This is a genomic window from Corynebacterium limaceinasi, assembly GCF_046717465.1.
Classification (GTDB): domain Bacteria; phylum Actinomycetota; class Actinomycetes; order Mycobacteriales; family Mycobacteriaceae; genus Corynebacterium.
In genome coordinates this window covers 2,335,196-2,356,828 of sequence record NZ_CP177100.1, presented here as the reverse complement: position 1 = coordinate 2,356,828, position 21,633 = coordinate 2,335,196, and the positions used below count along the sequence as shown (strand labels likewise).

The window sequence follows — 21,633 nt, the reverse complement described above, 5'->3', positions numbered from 1 at the left end:
TGACCTCTAGCATAGGAGATAGGAGATATTGGCTCTACTTTTTAGAGCGCAATAGTCGCCATCATGAATCATCCAAAACTTGCTTTTAGCTGTGCTTACGCCATCTCATTCATCGTTTGTCGGAGCAAGCACACATGAGCACCAAGGAAGGAGATGCGGTCTCTAATGACCCAGCAAAGCAACCAATCCTTTAACCCCGAATATTTTGAAAATGTGTGGAACGGCTACGCGGATGAGGACTACGACGTCGTCATCATCGGTGGTGGCTCCGTAGGTGCCGGCGCGGCACTGGATGCAGCAACCCGCGGTTTGAAGACCGCAGTGCTGGAGACCCGCGACTTCGCCGCTGGTACCTCTTCTCGCTCTTCCAAGATGTTCCATGGTGGCCTGCGCTACCTTGCGATGTTTGACTTCCGCCTCGTGGCAGAGTCCCTAAAGGAGCGCGAGCTCAACATGTCCACGTTGGCTCCCCATCTAGTTAAGCCGCTGAAGTTCATCTTCCCGCTCACCCACCACGTATGGGAGCGCGTCATGATGTTCGGCGGCTTTACCCTTTATGACCTCATGGGCGGTGCAAAGAGCGTGCCGATGCAAAAGCACCTCACCCGCAAGGGCGCCCTTAAGGTCACCCCTGGCCTGAAGGAAGACGCCATCGTCGGCGGTGTGCGCTACTACGACACCCTGGTGGACGATGCCCGCCACACGATGACCGTGTTGCGCAGCGCCGCCGAGTACGGCGCCGATGTGCGCACCAATACCGAGGTCATCGGCTTTGATAAGGACCGCGGTGGCCGCATCGTTGGCGCCAAGGTCCGCGATACCGCCACTGGCCGCGAGGCCACCGTGCGCGGTAAGGTCTTCATCAACGCCACCGGTGTTTGGAACGACAAGATCCAGGAGCTGGCCGGCGTGGAAGGCAAGTTCACCGTTCACGCTTCCAAGGGTGTGCACATCGTCGTGCCAAAGGATGCCCTGGATGCAGAAGCAGCACTGTGCTTCGTAACCGAAAAGTCCGTCCTCTTCGTCATTCCATGGGGCGATTACTGGATCATCGGTACTACCGATACCGACTGGGAGAAGGGTCTATCCCTTCCGGATCCCGCCCCCACCAAGGCAGATATTGACTACATCCTGAATGAGGTCAACCAGCGCGTGCGTCGCCAGATCACCCGCGATGACATCGTCGGTGTCTACTCTGGCCTGCGCCCGTTGCTGTCCGGTAAGTCCGATTCCACCACCAACCTGTCCCGCAACCACGCCGTGGCTCGCGTGGCCCCGGGCATGGTTTCCGTTGCCGGTGGTAAGTACACCACCTACCGCGTCATCGGTAAGGATGCCGTTGACCTAGCCGTGAAGGAACTCGGCGGCAAGGTGCCGGAGTCCATCACCGAGCACACCCCGATCCTGGGCGCTGCCGGCTACCACGCACTGGCCAACCAGATTCCTACCTTGGCCCGCCGCTACAACCTGAGCGAGGACTTCATCGAGCACCTGCTCGGCCGCTACGGTTCGCTTTTGGGCGAGGTTCTGGCTCCTGCGCAGGATGACGAGTCCTTGCTCGAGCCCGTTCCTGGCGCAGAGTCCTACCTCTGGGCTGAGGTGCGCTACGCCGTCACCCACGAGGGTGCACTGCACTTGGACGATATCTTGACCCGTCGCCTCCGCGTTGCCATCGAGTTCGGTGACCGTGGCGTCAACGCAGCTCCCGCTGTTGCGGACTTCGTTGCTCCGCTGCTGGATTGGAGCGAGGAAGACAAGCAGCTCGAGGTGGATACCTTCACCAAGCACACCGAGGCCGAGCTGGCTGCCGAGGCAGCTGTAACTGACCGCGAAGCTAACGACATTCTGGTCCGCGCTGGCTCCGCTCGTCCGACCGAGACTCAAGGATAAGGGGAGGCGCTAATGGCTGGATCTGACGCATTTTTGTGGGAGTTTATCGGCACCACGCTGCTGATGCTTCTTGGTAACGGCGTGTGTGCGCTGGTAAACCTCCGCACTTCGGGCGCCCGTGGCTCCGACTGGATTGTTATTGCCTTGGGTTGGGGCATGGGTGTCTTCGTCGGCGCCAGCGTCGCTGACCCAACCGGCGGTCACTTGAACCCTGCGGTAACGCTCATGCTCGCGCTCAATGGTTCGCTCGAATGGAACTTGGTTCCGTTCTACGTGCTGGGCCAAATCCTGGGTGCTATGTTCGGTGCCTTCTTGGCCTGGGCCGCATTCAAGCAGCTCTTCGATGCGAATAACTACGACGAAGAGGGCAATGTCACCGGTGCCAATTCTGAAACCGCGGGCATCTTCTTCACTGCCCCCGCTCACCCACACAATGGATGGAATACGGTAACTGAGTTCATCGCCACCACCGTATTGTTGATATTCATCGCCTTCGGCCCTGCCGGCGGCGAGCTGGGACCGCTGAGCTACTTCGGTGTGGCATTCGTTGTTGTCGCCGTTGGCCTGTCCCTGGGTACGCCTACGGGATACGCCATCAACCCGGTCCGTGACTTGGGTCCACGCTTGATGTACGCCTTCGTCCTGCCCATTAAGGACAAGGGCAGCGCTAATTGGGGCTATGCTTGGGTGCCGATTGTTGGCTCGCTGCTTTCGGCCGTCGCCGTTGGTCTACTGTCCATTGCGCTTTAATCCAACCCTATACAGGAGAAATTAGACACATGAGTGATAAGAAATACGTCGCAGCTATTGACCAGGGAACCACGTCAACCCGCTGCATCATCTTCAACCACGATGGCGATCAGATTTCCGTGGGCCAGCTCGAGCACGAGCAGATCTTCCCAGAAAAGGGTTGGGTAGAACACGACCCGCAGGAGATCTGGAGCAACACTCGCCGCGCCGTGGGGGAGGCTTTGGCCAATGGCGATATAACAGTAGAAGATATCGACTCCGTCGGTATCACCAACCAGCGCGAAACCACAGTTGTGTGGGATAAGAACACTGGCGAGCCCGTCTACAACGCCATCGTCTGGCAGGACACCCGCACCTCCGCTATCTGTAAGGAACTGGCTGGTGAAGAGGGCCCGGATAAGTGGCGCCGCCGCAACGGCCTGCTGATCAACTCCTACCCTGCCGGCCCGAAGGTTAAGTGGATCCTCGACAATGTCGATGGCGTCCGCGAGCGCGCCGAAAAGGGCGACCTGCTCTTCGGAACCATTGACTCTTGGCTGCTGTGGAACCTTACCGGCGGTGCCGAGGGCGACGGCGACATGGAAGCGCTGCACGCGACGGACGTGACCAACGCTTCGCGTACGCTCCTCATGGACATCGAAAAGCTGGAGTGGGACGAAGAGCTGTGCAAGGAAATGGGCATTCCTATGTCCATGCTGCCGGAGATTCGCCCGTCCCTGGGTGATTTCCGCACCGTTCGGGAGCGCGGTTCCCTCGCCGGCGTACCTATTCGCGCCATCCTGGGGGACCAGCAGTCCGCTATGTTCGGCCAAGGCTGCTTCCGTGCAGGTTCGGCCAAGAACACCTACGGCACCGGCCTCTTCCTGCTGCTGAACACCGGTACCACCCCGAAGTTCTCCGATAACGGCCTGTTGACCACCGTTTGCTTCCAGCGCGAGGGCGAGCGCCCCGTGTACGCGCTGGAAGGCTCCGTATCCATGGGTGGCTCCTTGGTGCAGTGGCTGCGCGATAACCTGCAGCTCATCCCTAATTCTTCTGCCATCGAGAACTTGGCACGGGAGACCAAGGACAACGGCGGCGTTTACATTGTTCCGGCGTTCTCCGGTCTCTTCGCCCCGCACTGGCGTCCCGATGCCCGCGGCGTCATTGTGGGCCTGACCCGCTTTGCCAACCGTGGACACCTGGCCCGCGCTGTCCTCGAGGCAACCGCTTACCAGACCCGCGACGTGGCAGATGCCATGGTGGCGGACTCCGGCGTGGAAATTACCGAGCTGCGCGTGGATGGCGGCATGACCACCAACGAGCTGCTCATGCAGTTCCAGGCTGACATCTTGGGTGTGGAGGTACACCGCCCGAAGAACATTGAGACCACCGCAACCGGCGCCGCTGTTGCTGCCGGCTTGGACAATGGCTTCTGGGAAGACCTCAGCATCTTGGATACCCAGCGCGGTGACCTCACCGTATTCAAGCCCAAGATGGAACAAGAAGAGGTGGATTACCTCTACGGTGAATGGAAGCGCGCTATCAAGCGTTCCTTGAACTGGGAAGACTCCGATGAGGATGAGATGGACTTCTAAGTCCTGAAGTAAACTCGCGGGTATGGATACTTTCCCTACCCGGGCCCCTCGGCTCATCGCGAGCGATATTGACGGCACCCTGTTGGACCGCAATCATCGCGTCCCGCGTCGCAACCGCGACGCAGTGGCGCGGGCGGTGCAGCAGGGTGCTTATTTTGCGTTATCCACCGGCAGGCCCTTTCGCTGGATAGAGCCGGTGCTGGAGCAGCTCACGGTGCTCCCGGTATGTGTGACCTCAAATGGGGCGGTGCTCTATGATTCCGCGGAAGACCGCGTGCTATCCGCGCGGGAGCTTTATCCAGACGCGCTAGAAGAGGTGGTGACGGTAGCGCTGCGCGTCCTTGGCACGGTTGGCTTTGGTGCAGAGCGGGCGGGTGGCTCGCTTGCCAATGCCCCCGAGGAGCTCTTCGTCGTCGACCCGCACTACTCCGAAAATGCCCTCTTTGAAGGCTTCGGCGTCGTCAGCGTGGGCGAGCTGGTGGCACGGCCAGTGGTCAAGCTGCTTATCCGGAATACGGATTATTCCGCGCCAGAACTCTATGACTTGATTGCGCCTCATATTGATCCGGAGCTGGCGCATATCACCTACTCCATGCAGGAGGGCGTGCTCGAGGTCGCGGCCCCCAACGTCACCAAGCGCCGCGGCGTGGAGTGGTTGGCCAAGCAGCATGGGATAGCGCAGGAAGAAACCATTGCCTTTGGCGATATGCCCAACGATATTGAGATGCTCACGTGGGCCGGCTGTGGGGTGGCAATGGAAAACGCCCTCCCGGCGGTGAAGGCGGCCGCTGATGCGGTCACCGTGGCCAACCACCAGGCGGGCGTGGCAAAGGTTTTGGAGCGCTGGTTCTAACTCCCACTCCACGGGGAGGCTAGTCGGTGTAGATGTCTACCTTTTCGGTATCCATGTTGTAGACAATCTCGCCGCCCTGGAACTGGACGCGGATTTCCTTGCCGTCTTTCATCTCGTTTGTGGTGGGCAGTCCGAGTTTGGAAGCGTTATCGCCTTCTGCCCACTTCTTGGCAATCTCTCCGGTCAGGGCCTTTGCCCCAGAGTCCTCGGAGGAGAGGACCACACCGTTTTTGAAGAGCTGGTACATGATCTTGCCGGAATCGGTGGTGTCAGGTCCGCCAACGGCGAGACCCAAGACTGGGCCAAAGGCGTTCAGGACGGAGGTCCAGGATTCCTTGAGGCCTTCGTTATTAGAAAGCTGCACAACCTTGTTGACGATCTTCGGAATCTCGCCGACGGTAAGCTCACCCGCAACCTTCTTATCGGCATCCGGCTGCGCTACGCGGTCATTGGCAACCAAGACGCCGAACACGGTGGCGGCGATGCCAGCCAAGGCTTGGATGGTCGATACTGGAACATCGACACCAGCGATGGAAGAGGTGGTATCTCCCGAGGTGGACTGATCGCCGCCACTCGATGGCGACTTCTTATCCCAGTTCATTGCTGCGGAGTTACCGCCAGCCTTAACAGCGTCGTACTTCTTTTTGGTGTTCTTGCGGATCTCGTCCCAGTGCTGCACGGTGTAGCGACCAGGGCACTGGGTGTAGTGGAAATCATTGTGACCGCTGAAGGCAGGCACGGTTGCCTGCGCACCGGCTGGAAAGCGGGAGCCGCCAAAGCCGCCAGAGGTCAGGGTAGCGGTGCCCGTGGGATCGATGCCGGAAATTGCTGCCTTCCACCCGGCAATTTCTGCCACCGAGTTCAGCATCTTCTGTGATGGTTCCTCAATTTCGTAGTTACCAATCATGGAAATACCCCAGTTATGGGAGTTGAAGCCACCAACGTGTGCGCCCTGGACGGCCTTGTCCAGCCCGCCGTAGCGGCCCTCGTAGATGGTACCGAACTTATCCACGAGCACGTTGTATCCAATATCGCACCAGCCCAGATTCTGGGCGTGGTACTCGTAGGCAGCGCGAACCTGTGCGGCAGCCTGTGCCGGGGTGTAGTTATTGGAGCCCGCGGTGTGGTGCAGCGTCATCGCCTTGATGCCGTCATCGTAGGTGGGCTGTTGGCAGCGCTTGGATTCATCGGCGCCCCACCCAGAGCGGGACACTACCTTGGGCATGCCATCGGTGGCGGCAGTAGGTTCGATGGCTTGGCCTTCTTGGGCATTGCCGTCCATAAAGACGGCATCCAGGTCCGACACGGTGGTGCGGTCGGTGTTGTTTTCATCAGCTACAGGGGCGATATCGCCGACGTTAGAAGGCTGCGAGGCGGCGCGGTTGGCATCCGCAGCGCCGGCTGCTTTATCGGGCAACTCAGCATCGTCATCCAGGTTGGAACCGGTTACTAGGTCTACATTGGCCATGGATACCTGCACATCGTTGGTATCGCCTACGTAAATAAGCTCGGTACCGTTCTTGCCATCGCCGTAGTTCATGGCATCCATATCGAACCATTCGCTCCAGGAGCCGTCCTCCTGCTTGGAGCGGACGAAGGAGTGCACGTCGCGCTTGCCCTCCCAGGTCACGGCGAACATGTTGAATGTCTCGTCGCGGTGGAAGTGCTTGACGGCACGTGGGCCCTCGCCATCGCCTTGCGCTGCCACGGCGGGGTCATCAACGACGACGGAGTCGGCGTTGCTAAAGCTTTCAGAGGCGTTTTTCACCTCGATAGGTCCGCCAGAACCGGAGTCCTGGGTTTTAAGGACCTGCTGGCCGCCGAATGCGGCCGCCATGACGAGGGCAATGGAGGAAACCGTCGCGATGACGGGTGTGGACCACGGTGACCTCGTGGGGACTAGTCGACGTCGTTGCTTCACTCTATTCTCCCTGGGTTGAGTTAGGTGCCGATGTAGCTGTAAAAACGGTTGCCAAAAGTTAACAGTTGATAGTGATGCTACGAGTGTGACAACTGTGAATCTTGTTGCGACACGCCGATGACCCGTGTTCCCCTCTGGAGTGCAATAAAGTGGAAGCCATGACTTCTTATGACCTCATCGTTGTTGGTTCCGGATTCTTTGGCCTGACCGTTGCGGAAAGGGCCGCTAGCCAGCTGGGAAAGAAGGTGCTCATCGTCGAGCGCCGCGAGCACCTGGGCGGCAATGCCTATTCCGAGGCGGAACCCACCACCGGAATTGAAGTGCACAAATACGGCGCGCACCTCTTCCACACCTCCAATAAGCGCGTGTGGGAGTACTGCAACCAGTTCACCGATTTCACCGACTACCAGCACCGCGTCTTTGCCATGCACGATGGCACCGCCTACCAATTCCCCATGGGGCTGGGGCTTATCAACCAATTCTTCGGCCGGTACTACTCGCCCGATGAGGCCCGCGAACTGATCAAAGACCAGGCCGGCGAATTCTCTGCGGATGAGGCCAAAAACCTGGAAGAAAAGGCCATCGCGCTTATCGGACGCCCGCTCTATGAGGCGTTCATCCGCGACTACACCGCCAAGCAGTGGCAGACCGACCCCAAGGAACTGCCGGCCAGCAATATCACCCGCCTGCCGGTGCGCTACACCTTCAATAACCGCTACTTCAACGACACCTACGAAGGCCTGCCCGTCGATGGCTATGCGGCGTGGTTAGAAAACATGGCGGATCATGAAAACATCGAGGTCCGCCTGGATACCGATTGGTTCGATGTTCGCGAGGATCTGCGCGCCGATTCCCCGGATGCTCCCGTAATCTACACCGGCCCGCTGGACCGCTACTTTGACTTCGCCGAAGGCGAGCTCGGCTGGCGCACCCTGGATTTCGACCTCGAAGTGCTCGATACTGGCGACTTCCAAGGCACCCCGGTGATGAACTACAACGATGCCGATGTGGACTTCACCCGCATCCACGAGTTCCGCCACTTCCACCCAGAGCGCAAGGACCGTTACCCCTCCGATAAGACGGTCATCATGAAGGAGTACTCGCGCTTTGCCGATAAGGGCGATGAGCCGTATTACCCCATCAATACCCCGGAGGATCGCTCCAAGCTGGAGGCGTACCGCAAACTAGCCGCCCAAGAAGCCAAGGAAAACAAGGTGTTATTCGGCGGCCGCTTGGGCACCTATCAGTACTTGGATATGCACATGGCCATCGGCGCCGCGCTGTCCCTATTCGATAACAAGCTCGTGCCCTTCTGGAACGAGGGCAAGGCCACCGAGCAAGAGCGCGGACACTAAGAGCTGCTAATCTGCCCTGGGCACGCTATGCTTAGTCACCTCACAGGTTAGGAGGTGACGGCATGGCTCAACGCAAGAAATACACCAAGCCCGGGCACGCGGACCGCAGCATGTGGAAGATGTCCCCGGAGCGGCTCCAGGAGCATTTGAAACTGCGCAGCCGCGCAACGCGCATTCCCGATAAGAAAAAGCAGCAAGCAAAGAAGGCCTGCCGGAACACCCGGCGGGCCTTTCCGCTACTTAACCCCGCGATTATGAGTGCTTGCATTGCCCAATAGATGCAGCACTGGAAAGTATTTTTATGGTGTTTATTCAGCCCGAAGCCCAAAAATTCCTCGACCTGAACAGGGATGCCCCACAGCTGGACACGCGTACTCCTGAAGAAAACCGCGCCGCCCAGCAGAAGACGGCAGCGGCTTGGGGCAAGAAAACCCCGATGGTTTCCGTGTACGAGACCTCGGTGCGCGGTGTCACGGTGCGGGTTTATGTGCCACAGGCGCCCGCGCTTGCCGATGCCCCAGCAGCGCCTGCCTTCATCTTCTTCCACGGCGGCGGCTGGGTGCTGGGGGATTTAGAGACCACGGATACAACCGTGCGGGACATTGCCGCAGAAGCGGGAATCATCTGTATCAGCGTGCACTATCGCCGTGCACCGGAGCACCCTTTCCCGGCGCCACTAGATGATTGCCGTGCAGTAGTAGACGGGGTGCTACAAGGAGAATTGGGGATCGGCATCGATCCAACGCGCGTTGCCGTGGGCGGAGACAGCGCGGGCGGCAATATCGCAGCGGTGATCGCACAAGAACTGCGCGATCAGCTGGCTCATCAGGTGCTGATTTACCCCGTCATGGATTTATCCACCTTTGACACGCAATCCCATTCGGATTTTAGCGATGGCTATTACCTCACCAGGCGGCGCCTTAACTATTTTTATGATTCTTATGCTGGCGCTGCAGACCGCACGGATATCCGTATGTCTCCCGGCAGGAATGGCGATCTGGCGGGGCTGCCTCCAGCGACGGTGATTACCGGTGAACTTGATCCGTTGGTCTCTGAAGTAAGTGACTACGTTGGGCGGATGCTCAATGCGGGAAATGTAGTGAGCTCTATCGAATTTAAGGGCCAAGTCCATCCGTTCGTCCAGATGGGCGGGATCATTTCGGATGCACTGATTGCGCGCACCATTATTGGCAGCGAATTAAAGCGTGCGCTGCGAGGCCAAGGCTAAAGGCCGCGATCTGCCGGAGCCAAAGGGAAGCGCGGCGTGAACACCCAACACTCAACACAACACTCAACATGTGCAGTGTTGTGTTGAGTGTTTGTGTAGTGTTATGTGTAATGCTCGGCTGAAGGTGAGAGGCAAGCGGGGAAGCGATGGACCTAGAAGAAATTGAGCGGATTGTTCACAATCTGCGTGCCATAGGCAAAGACACCAGCATGGTCGAAGTAAAAGCAGCTGGCGGAGGCCTTCCCAAGAAGATAACGCGGTCGGTGTCTGCTTTTGCCAACGGAAAAGGCGGAACGATCATCTTTGGTCTCGATGAGGACTCAGGGTTTCTTCCCGTCGAAGGCTTCCAAGCCGAGCCCATAGCCAAAGCATTCGTGGAGGCCTGCGCGGAGAAATTGACCCCTGCTGTCCGTGCCGATGTGGAAATTGGTGCTGTCGATGGCGCGCCGGTAGTAGTTGCGGAAATTCCAGAGCTTGCACCCTTTGATAAACCATGCTGGGTTACTGCGCAATCTAAATACAACGGCAGCTACATTCGCGAGCACGATGAAGACCGGTTATTGAAGCCCTATGAAATCGATCGTCTCGAAGAAAATAAGATGCAGCCCTCGTGGGATCTGGAGGTCGTGGAGGCGGCTACTATTGCAGACCTCGATCGGGACATCGTCCAGCAAATCCTAGAGCGCGAACGCAGCCTGCGGCCAGGGATCTTTGGCAAGTTCTCTGATGAAAGGGCATTGAAAGCCCTGCATCTCACCGGCGTGGGAGATGATGGGGATGTTCATCCAACCTTGGCTGGCTTATTAGCAGCTGGCATTTATCCGCAAGAATTTTTCCCGCGGCTCAATGTAACTTTTACTGCTTATGTGGGAACGGATAAGACGTCGACCAAAGGCCAAAGATTTGTTGATAACGCGAGTTTTGTAGGCCCGATTCCGGAATTGGTGCCAGCGGTGGTTTTCGCGGTTGAGAAAAATATGCGGGTAGGTGGCGTCGTCGACGGGGCGTTCCGAGAAGACCTGCCGGATTATCCGCCAGTAGCAGTCAGGGAAGCAGTTGCTAATGCGCTCATGCACAGGGACTATTCTCCCCAGGCTAGAGGGACACAGGTTCAGGTTGATATGTACGCTGACCGCCTAGAAATCATTAATCCGGGTGGCCTTTTTGGGATGGTGAACGTCAATAACCTTGGGGATCCGGGCATGACAAGTGCGAGGAATCAGCACCTGTCTCAGCTATTGGAGGTAACGGCTATCTCCGGCGGGTCTGGGTACGTGGCGGAAAATCGTGGAACTGGCTACATTGAGATTCTTGACCAGCTGCAAAAGACACTTCTTCCTCCGCCGAAGCCGACGGATTCGTTGACCACGTTTAAGCTAACTTTTGAACGGCGTGAAATGACTTTGCCAGAGCGGAGTGCGTCTATACACGGCGGTTCTAGTGAACGGATTCTGGAGTATTTGGCTCAGCATCAGTCTGCGAATAGCCGTGAGTTGGCGGCGGCCGCCGGGATTTCTGTTGGTGGGGTGCGCAGAATCCTGAACCAATTGGTAGATAGTGGAAGGATCGAGCGTACGGAGCCTTTGCGCAGCCCTAAACAGAGGTATCGCTTGGTGAGGTAGGTGGGCGCCTGAACACCCAACACTCAACACGAACACTCAACACAACACTCAACATGTGCAGTGTTGTGTTGAGTGTTATGTGTAGTGTTCGCCTGCACCCGCGGGGCTAAAACCCTGCCACCACCAGTTTTGCCAGATTGCGGCCTCCGGGTGCGGCGGTGGAGTGATGGTGTCGTGTGGTGTGTGTATGGAGCTGACGGGGCTAATTCCATGCAGTGAGTTGATAAACCACAGGGGACATTCCGCAGCGAGTGCCGGGGTCAATGGGTGCTGCGCGGTGGAAAGTCCCAAGTCATTGCAGCGGTGCAGGACTTGGCGCAGGGTCACGCTGGGCAGGCGCACGCCGGTAGGAAGCAGGAGCGTGTCGCCGTCCCAGGCGATGAGCGCGCCGGTGGTGGTTTCTGCGATGGCACCGTGGGCATCGACAATCGCGGTGTCATCGGTGCCGCTTACCTGATACTGGCTGCGGTAAGCAGCCAGGGCGGGCAAGTCCGGGCCTTTAACTAGAGGCTGCACGCGGGGATCGGGGGCCTGTGTATAAGTAAGGCGCGTGTGGGCGCGCGGAGCCGGGGCAGGCCGGATATCGAGGTAAAGCTCGCCGGCCATGAGGGCGATGCGGGGGAAAAGCTCGCCATCTGAAAGGAGCTCCAGCATGGCGGGGACGAAGCTTACGGGCAAGGTCCCGGCGGCGGATTCGAAGCGCTCCAAGTGCAGGTGGAGACCGTGCGTGCGGCCTTGCGAATGCCGCCAAGAATCGGCCACGGTGCAGGGGTCAGCCGGTGGGGTGCAGGGGATGAAGGCGCCGTCGCGCCAGATATAGGAACTCATGACCACGCCCCGAGGACCGATTGGGCCTTGAGGTTTCTTTCGGCCAGCTCGGCTGCGGGATCGGAATCGAGGACGATGGCCCCGCCGGCGCCGACGGTGACCTCGGAACCCGCGCGCACCGCGGTGCGGATGACCACGCTGAAATCAGCCTCGCCGGAATACCCGAGGTAGCCCACGATGCCGGAATAGACGCCGCGGGGTCCTGCCTCGAGGGCATCGATAATCTCGCAGGTGCGCAGCTTCGGCGCGCCGGTCATAGAACCGGGCGGGAAGGCGGCGCGGATGGCGTCGAGCGCGGTGGCGCCGGGGCGCAATTGGCCGGTGATCGTGGAGACGAGCTGGTGCACGGTGGCGTAGCTTTCCACGTTCATCAACCCCGGAACGCGCACGGTGCCGGGTTCGCACACGCGGGATAAATCGTTGCGCAAAAGGTCCACGATCATGAGGTTCTCGGCGCGGGTTTTGGGGTCATCGCGAAGCAGCGCGGGGTCCTGGTGGGCTGGAATGGTGCCCTTGATGGGCTTGGCCTCGACGCGGTTATCGCGCACGCTAAGGAAGCGCTCGGGCGAGGCGCTGCAGATTTCCACGCCGTCGAAGACCAGATGCGCCGCGTACGGTGCCGGGTTGTGCCGGCGCAGCGCAGCATAAATATCGCCGGTGGCCTGCGCGGTATAGGTATCGGTCAGGCATACCTCGTAGCTTTCCCCAGCGTGCAAGAGCTCTTGGGCGCGCTGGATTCGGTCAAGGTAGTCGGTGGTGCGCCAGGCGCCCGCGCTTGCCGATGCCCCCTCGTTTCCCACCTGCCCGCCTTTCAGGGCTGCCTCCAACCGGTCGAGCAGGCCTTGTGCGCCTTCGCCGTCGAGGCAGCACAGGTATGCCACTTGCCGGTGGTGGTCGTAGATAAGGAAGGACTGCGGCCGGATGAAGTAGGCATCGGGATACGGCGAGCGGTGGCGCAGCTGGATGGGCAGGGTAAGCTGCGCGCATTCGTAGCCGAGGAAACCGACCACCCCGCCGGTAAACGGCAAATCCGGCGCGTCAAAGACCTGCGTGGATAGCTCGCGCTCGAGGGTGGTGAGGATATCGGGGGCATCGCCAAGCCGGTAGCGAAAGGATCTGCTAAGCGGACCGGTGGCATCGCCAAGAATGCTATAGCACCCGCGCGCGTCGGCGGAGTCGAGGAAGAAGGCATCGGTGCCGTCTGCCTGCAGCGCCGCGAAGACGCTGGGGCAGTCAATCGCGCCGGGGACCTCGCGGTGGAGGAGGCGAAAACCGCCGAGGAAATTGCGCAGCAGGGTCGCGCCATGTTGTGTCAGCACCGATTCGGGGTGGAATTGCACGCCCCAATGCGGCAGGCCATCGACCTTGAGGGCCTGGACGGTGCCGTCCTCGCTGCGGGCGTGCACGGTGATGCCGGGGGTGGGCTCAATGTGCAGGGAGTGGTAGCGCACCGCCTGAAAGTCCTGCGGGATGGTGGCGAAAAGTCCCTCGCCGGAGTGGCTGATGGTGGATACGAAGCCGTGGCGCGGTTCGGGCGCGCGGCGTATGCGGGCACCGGCGAGCATCGCCAGACCCTGATGGCCGAGGCAGACGCCAAGCAGGGGAATTCGCGCTGTGGCGGCCGCCTCGATAACGCGCCGGGACGTGCCAAAGTCGTTGTCTTCCTCCGGGGTGCCGGGGCCGGGGGAGATAACCACGTGGCTGAACTCGCCGGCGCGCACGCGCTCTGGGATGCCGGCGGCCTCGCCCGCGGGAACGACGAGTGGCTCGGTTCCAGAGACCTCTGCGATGAGGTGCGCGAGGTTAAACGTGTACGAGTCGTAATTATCAATGAGCAGGATCATCAAAGGCAGAGTCTATAGCCCAGTGCGCCCCACGCGTAACTTGCTCCACGGGAGGTCTAACTAATGGGTTATGACCAATCAATTGACGGATGTCACACCGCGCTGTAAGGTTAACTTCAAGTTAACAAAAAGCAAACGGGGAAAGAATCCAGGAAAGGGGATAACAATGAACCAGTTTGAAACCCTCCGGCATGACCTACATACCAAGTACGGTCACGGATATACCCGTGCTGACATCGATGCGAAGCTGGACGAGGTCATCGCCAAGCACACCGCCAAAGCCGAGCTCGTGGAATTCATCCCCGTGCTGGTAGAGCGCGAGGTGCGCGAGTTCTTCGGTGCCCACCGCATCCACGTTCGCTTCGCCGCGGGCAATAACCACGCCCTGGCCAAGGCCGCAGCGGACCTTACCAAGAAGCACGCGGGGGAGGCGCTCTACGTCGATACCGCCGCCGCGCACCCGGAAAATGACGGCAATGACCACCTGGCGCACGTCATGAGCGAGCGCGGCATGGGACAGGCTCCCAAGAAGTACCTCGAAGAGGTGCGGACCGTGGCCATGCCGGACTACATCGTGTACCTGGGCCGCGAGGTCGAGCGCGATGAGGCCGGCAAGGACATCAAGATCTGGGACATTGTCCCGGCTGAGACCGTTGAGCAGGCCCGCGAGCTTGCCGATGACCTAGAAGCCCGCGTCTACTACATGCTGAACAAGGTGGGCATCGACCCGGTAACCGAGCGCGTGAGCGCATAAGGGGAGGCACCATAAGCCCTGGGCCGAGGAGGAATTCCTCGGCCCTTCTTTTATTGTCCGCGTGTAAACCCGAGCAGTCGCGCGAAAGCAACTACGCTAGGTCGCTGACTACTGTTTAAACCGTTTGGAGAATCGAAGCAATCGTGACTGCCAACAACACCTCGGCTTATGAGCCCCTGCAGCGAATCTTGCTGCCCAAGCGCGGCGAACCCTTTGATGTACGCATGCTCTACCTCATCGAGGCGGAGCAAAACCGCGAGCGCTTGAGCTGGACAAACCGGACCGCCGTGACCATCCCGGCCGGCGAGGAAGCCTCCTTTGAAACCTACTTCAACGCCTTCCCGGCCTCCTACTGGCGCCGCTGGTCGCAATTGCGCTCGGTGGTTCTAAGCCTGGAGATCGAGGGTCAAGCCAACGTTTCTTTGTATCGGTCCAAGCAGGATGGCCAGCGCATTTCCGTGGCCAACCACCTCGTTGGCACGGGCCACCACGAGTTTGAGCTGCCGCTCAAAAACTTCGAGGACGGCGGCTGGCTGTGGTTCGATATCACCGCGGAAAAGGAAACCACCTTGGCGGATGCTGCCTGGTGCTCCCCGCAGGCCCCAGCGGCGCAAACGCTTCCCGATGGCACCGAGATCGCCCCTTCCGAAAAGCGCGTCGCCGTCGGTATTCCCACCTTCAACCGCCCCACCGATGCCGTCGCCGCCCTGCAAGCCCTGGCAGAAGATCCCGTGGTGGATGAGATCATTGACTTCGTCCTCATGCCGGACCAAGGCAACCAGCACCCGGCCGATGAGCCCGGATACGACGAGGCGGTAGCGCACTTTGGCGATCGCTTCCGCGAATTCCGTCAGGGCAACCTCGGCGGTTCCGGTGGCTATTCCCGCATCATGTACGAGGCGCTGGAGAATACGGATTCGCCCTTCATCTTGTATATGGACGATGACATTGCCATCGAGCCGGACTCCGTGCTGCGCGCGGTGCAGGCAGCACGCTATGCGGAAAAGCCGATCATCGTCGGCGGGCAGATGCTCAACCTGCAGGAGCGCTCCCAGCTGCGCACCACCGGTGAGCAGGTCAACCGCTCCGATTTCATGTGGGGCGCCGCGCCGCATGCCGTGTATGACCACGACTTTGCCAAGTACCCGCTGCGCGCCATTGGCACGCCAGAAACCCATGTGGATCCAAAGAAGTACGATTCTCGCGCGCTGCACCGCCGCGTGGACGTGGAATATAACGGCTGGTGGATGTGTCTCTTCCCGCGCGTGGTGGCAGAGACCAACGGCCAGCCACTGCCGCTGTTTATCAAGTGGGACGATACCGAGTACTCCCTGCGCGCTGCCCGCAATGGCTTCCCCACGGTGACCTGGCCGGGCGCGGCCATCTGGCACATGGCCTGGGCGGATAAGGACGATGCCATTGACTGGCAGGCCTATTTCCACCTGCGCAACCGCTTGATCGTGGCCTCGCTGTACCACGATGGCGCAGTATCTGGCATTACCAAGTCCATCTTTAAGTCCACGCTCAAGCACACCATGTGCATGGAATACTCCACCATGGCCATCCAAATTGAGGCCATGAAGGACTTCCTGGCGGGACCGGACCACCTCTTCGATATCTTGGATACCTCGCTGCCACGCATCGCGGAGATCCGCAAGAACTACTCGGATGCGGTCATCATCGAATCCGCAGACCAGCTGCCGGCGCCGACCGGCGCGCCGGGCGTTCCCACCCGCAATGTGGGCGGGCGCTTGGCCAAGGTCAAGAAGCTGCCGTGGGCAGTAAAGGGGCTTAAGCACCTGCTGAGCAAGGAGGATCCCGCGCATCAAGCGGCGCCGCAGCTGAACCTCACCCCGGAAGAGGCGCGCTGGTTTACCCTTTCCCGCGTTGACTCCGCCACCGTTTCCACGGCCGGCGGCACGGGCGTGGCCTTCCGCAAGCGCGACCGCGATTTGGCCAAGGAGCTTATCGTTGAAACCCGCAGCCTGCTGAAAGAAATTGAAGAGAACTTCGATGATCTGCGGGCACAATACCGCGCCGCGTTGCCAGAACTGACCGCGCGGTCTTCCTGGAAGAAGGTTTTTGATGCCCAATAAGCTTTCCATCGCAGAATCCCACGTCTTGGAGTCCATCCAGGACGCCGCCTTTGACGTGCCGGGAGTGCTGCCCGCCGCCCGCGGTTTAAGTCACTTGGGCGAGCACGCCCTGGGCTGGATGGGTGGCGCGGCACTTGGGGCCAGTTTGGACAAGCAGCGCCGGGAGGAGTGGATTCGGATCGGTGCCGCGGCGTTTACCGCGCACGCGGCAAGCGTGGTGCTCAAGCGCATCGTGCGGCGCAAGCGGCCCGATTATTCCTACGTGCGCGTTGGGGTCAAAACCCCCTCGCGCCTATCCTTCCCGTCCTCGCATGCTACCTCCACCACGGCCTTTTTGGTGGGCCTGTCCCGCCTGACGGGGTCCAAGGCACCGCTTGTGGGAGTGCCGGTGATGATGGCATCGCGTATGGTGCTCGGGGTGCACTATCCAACCGATACCGTTGCGGGCGCAGCCATTGGCGCTGCTACCGCGCGGGCAATGACGAAGGGAAAGACGCATGAGTGAGGACGGCAACCAGCACTTTCTCCATTCGGAGCCGCATACGTCTGGCGTCGATACCGGCCGTAAGCGCAAGCCGCCGAAGAATTTGGCCGATGGCATGGTCAAGGCCCTGCGCCCGAAGCAATGGGTAAAAAACATTCTCGTGCTGGCCGCGCCCGCTGCGGCCGGTGCGGACTCGCTCTTTCACGGGCGCGTGCTTGTCGATGTCCTCCTAGCCTTCATCGTCTTCTGCCTCGGCGCTTCTTCCATCTACCTGATTAATGACGCCAAGGATTGGCGCGAGGACCAGGAGCACCCGACCAAGCGCTTCCGCCCGATCGCCTCGGGCGTGCTGCCCATCAAGGTGGCCTATGTCATGGCCGTGGTGCTCGTAGGCCTGTCCATCGGGCTGTCTTTCTTGGCCACCGCGGGACTAGAGCTAGCCATCGTCATGGCGGTTTATATCGCCCTGCAGCTGGGCTATTGCTTTGGCTGGAAGCACATTCCGGTCATCGATATTGCGCTGGTGTCCTCCGGATTCATGCTGCGCACCATGGCCGGCGGCGTGGCGGCCGATATTGAGCTTTCGCAGTGGTTCTTGCTGGTTGCTGCCTTTGGCTCGCTGTTTATGGCCTCCGGTAAGCGCTATGCCGAAATCCTGCTGGTGGAAAAGACCGGCGCGAAGATCCGCAAATCCTTGCAGGGCTATACGCCGACCTACCTGCGCTTTGTCTGGACGCTAGCGGCCACCGCCGTGGTGGTCTTCTATTCTCTGTGGGGCTTTGAGCTGGCTAATGCCGCAACCTCTGGTGGCGTCTGGTACCAGATTTCCATGGTGCCGTTTACCATCGCCATCCTGCGCTATGCCGCCGATGTGGACCGCGGCCAGGGCGGGGCGCCGGAAGAAATCGCGTTGGGGGACCGCACCCTGCAGATCCTCGCCATCGCTTGGCTGGCCTGCATCGCCATGGCCGTCTACATCATGCCATTGGTCTAAGCAGCGGTGGCATAGACGTGTTGAACTAGAAGATCTTGAGGGAACTGATATACTCACCCGACGTGGTTAACACCGGTAACAAGAGAATCGTACGTTGGAGCGTACCCGCCTCGGTTCTTATTATCGGTGTTTTTTCTTTGTGGGGTGGCTTTGCCCGCCGCTGGATCGCCGATGATGGACTCATCGTCCTGCGCACCGTCCGCAACTTAGAGGCCGGCAACGGGCCTGTGTTCAATGTGGGCGAGCGCGTCGAGGCCAATACCTCCACGGTCTGGCAATACCTCATCTTTGTGGCGCGGTGGGTAAGCGGTGCTGAGCTCGAAACGATCGCCATCTACCTCGGGCTTATCCTGGCGGTTGCGGCGATGGTGGTGGGCACGTGGGCATCGGCAAGCATGCACAAGGGAATTGTTCTTCCCGCTGGTGCCTTGGTGTATCTGGCCCTGCCACCGGCACGGGACTTTTTTACCTCCGGCTTGGAATGGAGCCTGTGTCTTTTCTACTTGGCCGTCTTGTGGTGGATGCTGATTTCATGGGCGCGACCGCGACAAGAATTGCCGCCCGAGCCTCTCGTGTATGGGTTGGCATTCTGGGCGGGGCTGTCCTGGCTCATTCGCCCTGAGCTCGCCCTGTATGGCGGCTTGGTTGGCGTTGTACTCATAGTGAGCACGCGTTCGTGGAAGGTTATCGCTGCCGCCTTGCCCCTGCCCCTGGGGTATCAAGTCTTCCGCATGGGCTACTACGGCCTGCTTACGCCTCATACCGCCGTTGCGAAATCCGCGGCCGGTTCCGCGTGGGGCAAAGGGTTTGCGTATCTGGGTGACTTTATGGCGCCCTACGCGCTGTACCTCCCACTCATCGTGCTGGCAGTGGCGGCGCTATGGAACGCCAATTTTCGCCCGCCGGCGCTGCGCTCGCTGCAGACTGTGGTTTATATCTTCCTGGGCGCTGCGCTTTTGCATGCCCTGTATGTTGTGCACGTGGGCGGCGATTTTATGCATGGACGCATGTTGCTGCTTCCGCTTTTTGCTGCGCTCCTGCCCATCTTCGTAGTTAATCTACGAACCTGGTGGGCTGCCGTATTCTCTGCGGTGTGGGCTCTCGTTATTGTCGTGCATGGCCACCCGGTAGACCGCGCTGCGTACGCGGGGAAGTTTACTGTTGTGGATGAGCGGGACTATTGGACCGATATCACCAACCGGCAGGAACCACCTCGCCGGGTCGAGGATTTCCTGGGTATGGATGTGATGAATGACTACGAAAAAGCGGTGCAGGACTTGGCAGCCGGCGATGCCATGACCTTCCGCTATAGCAAGGAAGGGGGCCAACCATCGTGGACGACGGTGCCCGCGGATCCGGAACGCTCCGATCCTCCCACTGTGTATTTTGTTAACCTCGGTCTTACTTCTATGAATGCCCCGCTTGAGGTGCGCGTGCTCGATGAAATTGGGCTCAGTAATCCCCTAGCAGCGCGCCAGCCCCGCATCGAGGGCGGGCGCATTGGCCATGATAAGAGCCTTGGTGTGGCGTGGCAGATTGCCGATTCTGCAGTGGATATTGACTCCCTATTGCTGGGGCAGGATAAAGATTCCGCGTGGCAAGCACGCACTGCGCTTAATGATGCCAATTTCCAGAAACTCTTTGCCACCTATAGGCAACCGCTAACCTGGGGCCGATTCTTAGAAAATATTAAATTTTCCCTGACAGAGGGAAGAACCCTAACCTTTTCCTCCGATCCGGGGGATTACCTGCAATGATGGTTGATAATGAGGCAAAAAGCCTGTGAGTGAACTACACTGCCTTTCAGTGAGGTTTTCGCTGAGGGGTGTTAACGATTCACAGGTTCCCAGCGATAAAGCCAAAGAACAATAATTGAGTACTTTGTGGAGGAGAAAGATGACTGCATCTTTGAGGGGACGCGTCCTATCGGTCATCATGGCGGTGGCCGTAGCGCTTGGCCTCGCCGTAGTGGCAGGCGGCACGCAGCAGGCACACGCGGGAAACCGCGATTGGCTGCGTCCGGATAATACTGGCACCTGTGAATGGGACCCAGTTGGATTTTGGGTTCAGCGCTGTGATGTCTGGTCCCCGTCCATGAACCGTAATATCCCGGTACAGATCCAGCCCGCAAAGAATGGCGGCAACGCTGGTTTCTACCTATTGGATGGCATGCGCGCTACCTACGCAACCAGCGGCTGGGTTAGCCCGCATAGCGAGGTTAATGCCGCAAAGACCTACTCGGACAGCAACCTCACCCTCGTGATGCCGGCAGGTGGCGAGTCTTCTTTCTATGCCGACTGGCAGGCACCGGGCAAGTATGATCCGAACGATCCGGTTAACTACAAGTGGGAGACCTTCCTTACCCAGGAGCTTCCTGCCTACCTCGAGCAGAACTTTGGCGTGGCCCGCAACAACAATGCGATCGCTGGCCTCTCCATGGGTGCCGGTTCCGCCATGACTTTGGCTGCTAAGCACACTGACCAGTTCAAGCAGGTACTGTCCTACTCTGGTTACTTGACTATGACGGTTCCAGGTGCCCAGACTGTCCTTCGTTTGGCCATGCTGGATGTAGGCGGGTTCAATGTCAACGCCATGTACGGTTCCCTATTTAACCCAAGGCGTTTCCAGAATGACCCGCTCATGCTGATTCCGCAGCTGCGCGATGGTGGTACCGATGTTTATATTTCAGCCGCATCCGGTATGCCGGGTCAATTGGATAAGGAAACCCTCCCACCGAAGTTCCAAGCACCGGGTGTCGCACTGGAGGTTGGTTCTCAGCTGACCACCCGCGCTTGGGAAGGCGCCGCTCGACTGCAGGGTCTGAACCCAACGGTGAGCTACCCGGCCGAGGGCTTGCATAACTGGTACCAATGGGACTACCAGCTCAATGCTTCCAAGCCACGCGTTCTCAACGCTTTGAATGCCTGGTAAGGCTCACTAACGGACTATCCCCGCGCCGTTTGAACTGCTCCCCAGTAGTTGGACTGAGAAATCAGCTACCAACTAGTGGGGAGCATTTTTCTTTGGGACTATGAAGTTCGCTAAGTGAAACGCAGCGCGAGCAAAGGGTGGAGCGTTTCGAACAGGGCAGGGGCACCAAGCCGGAGGGGCTTACTGAAGGAGACAAACAGCGTCGCAAAAACGAACTGTTGCCGGCCGAAAATGCCTAGCTGAAAAATACAGATGAAGGCTTCCAATACCAGCATTCAACCTGGCGGACATTGATCCACGACAACGGCGGCGTTCAGTCGATGTCGCGTACAGCCAACTGCTACGACAACGCAGTAATAGAGAACGCTTTCGGTCACCTGAAAAGCGAGATATACCACGGAGAAGACTTCAACACCGTCGAGGAGTTCACCCAGGCGATCGAAGATTACATCCAGTGGTACAACACCGAACGCACCCAACAATGACTTAAGGGCCTGACCCCGATG

17 protein-coding genes and 1 pseudogene are annotated in these 21,633 nt (G+C 59.3%); 15 read left to right on the top strand and 3 right to left on the bottom strand.

The window, feature by feature from the left end; translation table 11 throughout:
* Positions 1–165 precede the first annotated feature (165 nt).
* From ACLI1Q_RS11325 to ACLI1Q_RS11310, 4 genes are read left to right on the top strand one after another with little or no spacing between them, the layout of a single operon-like run.
* Positions 166–1,890: a glycerol-3-phosphate dehydrogenase/oxidase gene (locus tag ACLI1Q_RS11325; protein WP_239269309.1), complete on the top strand. Its 1,725-nt coding sequence runs from the start codon at positions 166–168 to the stop codon at positions 1,888–1,890.
* A 12-nt stretch (positions 1,891–1,902) separates the two neighbouring features.
* Positions 1,903–2,640: an MIP/aquaporin family protein gene (locus ACLI1Q_RS11320; RefSeq protein WP_239269308.1), complete on the top strand. Its 738-nt coding sequence runs from the start codon at positions 1,903–1,905 to the stop codon at positions 2,638–2,640.
* A gap of 29 nt (positions 2,641–2,669) precedes the next feature.
* Positions 2,670–4,217, top strand: coding sequence for a glycerol kinase GlpK (gene glpK / locus ACLI1Q_RS11315; RefSeq protein ID WP_411697003.1), 1,548 nt, complete (start codon positions 2,670–2,672; stop codon positions 4,215–4,217).
* Positions 4,218–4,239: 22 nt separating this feature from the next.
* Positions 4,240–5,070, top strand: a complete 831-nt coding sequence (locus tag ACLI1Q_RS11310) for an HAD family hydrolase (protein ID WP_239269306.1) — start codon at positions 4,240–4,242, stop codon at positions 5,068–5,070.
* Positions 5,071–5,089: 19 nt separating this feature from the next.
* On the opposite strand, the gene ACLI1Q_RS11305 is transcribed toward ACLI1Q_RS11310, so the two are convergent.
* Positions 5,090–6,991, bottom strand: coding sequence for an N-acetylmuramoyl-L-alanine amidase (locus ACLI1Q_RS11305; protein WP_239269305.1), 1,902 nt, complete (start codon positions 6,989–6,991; stop codon positions 5,090–5,092).
* 158 nt (positions 6,992–7,149) lie between these two features.
* On the opposite strand from ACLI1Q_RS11305, the gene glf reads away from it, so the two are divergent.
* The 4 genes from glf (at position 7,150) to ACLI1Q_RS11285 (ending at position 11,196) form a co-directional block, all read left to right on the top strand.
* The gene (glf, locus tag ACLI1Q_RS11300) at positions 7,150–8,346 is read left to right on the top strand and encodes a UDP-galactopyranose mutase (RefSeq protein WP_411697002.1); all 1,197 of its coding nucleotides are present in this window, start codon (positions 7,150–7,152) and stop codon (positions 8,344–8,346) included.
* Between the two features lie 62 nt (positions 8,347–8,408).
* Positions 8,409–8,624 carry a hypothetical protein gene (locus tag ACLI1Q_RS11295; protein ID WP_239269303.1) on the top strand — a complete coding sequence of 72 codons (216 nt, stop codon included), beginning with the start codon at positions 8,409–8,411 and terminating at the stop codon, positions 8,622–8,624.
* Positions 8,625–8,647: 23 nt separating this feature from the next.
* On the top strand, positions 8,648–9,574 hold the full coding sequence (locus tag ACLI1Q_RS11290) for an alpha/beta hydrolase (protein WP_239269302.1): 927 nt from the start codon (positions 8,648–8,650) through the stop codon (positions 9,572–9,574).
* Between the two features lie 146 nt (positions 9,575–9,720).
* Complete coding sequence (locus ACLI1Q_RS11285; protein ID WP_239269301.1) at positions 9,721–11,196, top strand: ATP-binding protein; 1,476 nt, start codon at positions 9,721–9,723, stop codon at positions 11,194–11,196.
* Between the two features lie 75 nt (positions 11,197–11,271).
* On the opposite strand, the gene ACLI1Q_RS11280 is transcribed toward ACLI1Q_RS11285, so the two are convergent.
* Positions 11,272–12,024 (bottom strand): aminotransferase class IV, encoded by a 753-nt coding sequence (locus ACLI1Q_RS11280; protein WP_239269300.1) that lies wholly within the window; start codon positions 12,022–12,024, stop codon positions 11,272–11,274.
* Positions 12,021–13,868 (bottom strand): chorismate-binding protein, encoded by a 1,848-nt coding sequence (locus ACLI1Q_RS11275; RefSeq protein WP_239269299.1) that lies wholly within the window; start codon positions 13,866–13,868, stop codon positions 12,021–12,023. The genes ACLI1Q_RS11280 and ACLI1Q_RS11275 overlap by 4 nt, the downstream gene beginning before the upstream one ends.
* 166 nt (positions 13,869–14,034) lie before the next feature.
* On the opposite strand from ACLI1Q_RS11275, the gene ACLI1Q_RS11270 reads away from it, so the two are divergent.
* The 7 genes and pseudogenes from ACLI1Q_RS11270 to ACLI1Q_RS11240 form a co-directional block, all read left to right on the top strand.
* Positions 14,035–14,622 (top strand): three-helix bundle dimerization domain-containing protein, encoded by a 588-nt coding sequence (locus ACLI1Q_RS11270; protein WP_411697001.1) that lies wholly within the window; start codon positions 14,035–14,037, stop codon positions 14,620–14,622.
* A gap of 143 nt (positions 14,623–14,765) precedes the next feature.
* Positions 14,766–16,718: a glycosyltransferase gene (locus ACLI1Q_RS11265; RefSeq protein WP_239269297.1), complete on the top strand. Its 1,953-nt coding sequence runs from the start codon at positions 14,766–14,768 to the stop codon at positions 16,716–16,718.
* Complete coding sequence (locus tag ACLI1Q_RS11260) at positions 16,708–17,223, top strand: phosphatase PAP2 family protein (protein WP_239269296.1); 516 nt, start codon at positions 16,708–16,710, stop codon at positions 17,221–17,223. The genes ACLI1Q_RS11265 and ACLI1Q_RS11260 overlap by 11 nt, the downstream gene beginning before the upstream one ends.
* On the top strand, positions 17,216–18,196 hold the full coding sequence (locus ACLI1Q_RS11255) for a decaprenyl-phosphate phosphoribosyltransferase (protein WP_023024308.1): 981 nt from the start codon (positions 17,216–17,218) through the stop codon (positions 18,194–18,196). Before ACLI1Q_RS11260 ends, ACLI1Q_RS11255 begins: the two co-directional genes overlap by 8 nt.
* A 62-nt stretch (positions 18,197–18,258) precedes the next feature.
* Positions 18,259–19,953, top strand: a complete 1,695-nt coding sequence (locus tag ACLI1Q_RS11250; protein WP_411697000.1) for a hypothetical protein — start codon at positions 18,259–18,261, stop codon at positions 19,951–19,953.
* A gap of 139 nt (positions 19,954–20,092) precedes the next feature.
* Complete coding sequence (locus tag ACLI1Q_RS11245) at positions 20,093–21,127, top strand: alpha/beta hydrolase (protein WP_284772114.1); 1,035 nt, start codon at positions 20,093–20,095, stop codon at positions 21,125–21,127.
* A gap of 239 nt (positions 21,128–21,366) precedes the next feature.
* Positions 21,367–21,612 (top strand): annotated as a pseudogene (locus ACLI1Q_RS11240) (transposase); the annotation flags it as partial.
* Between the last annotated feature and the right edge of the window lie 21 nt (positions 21,613–21,633).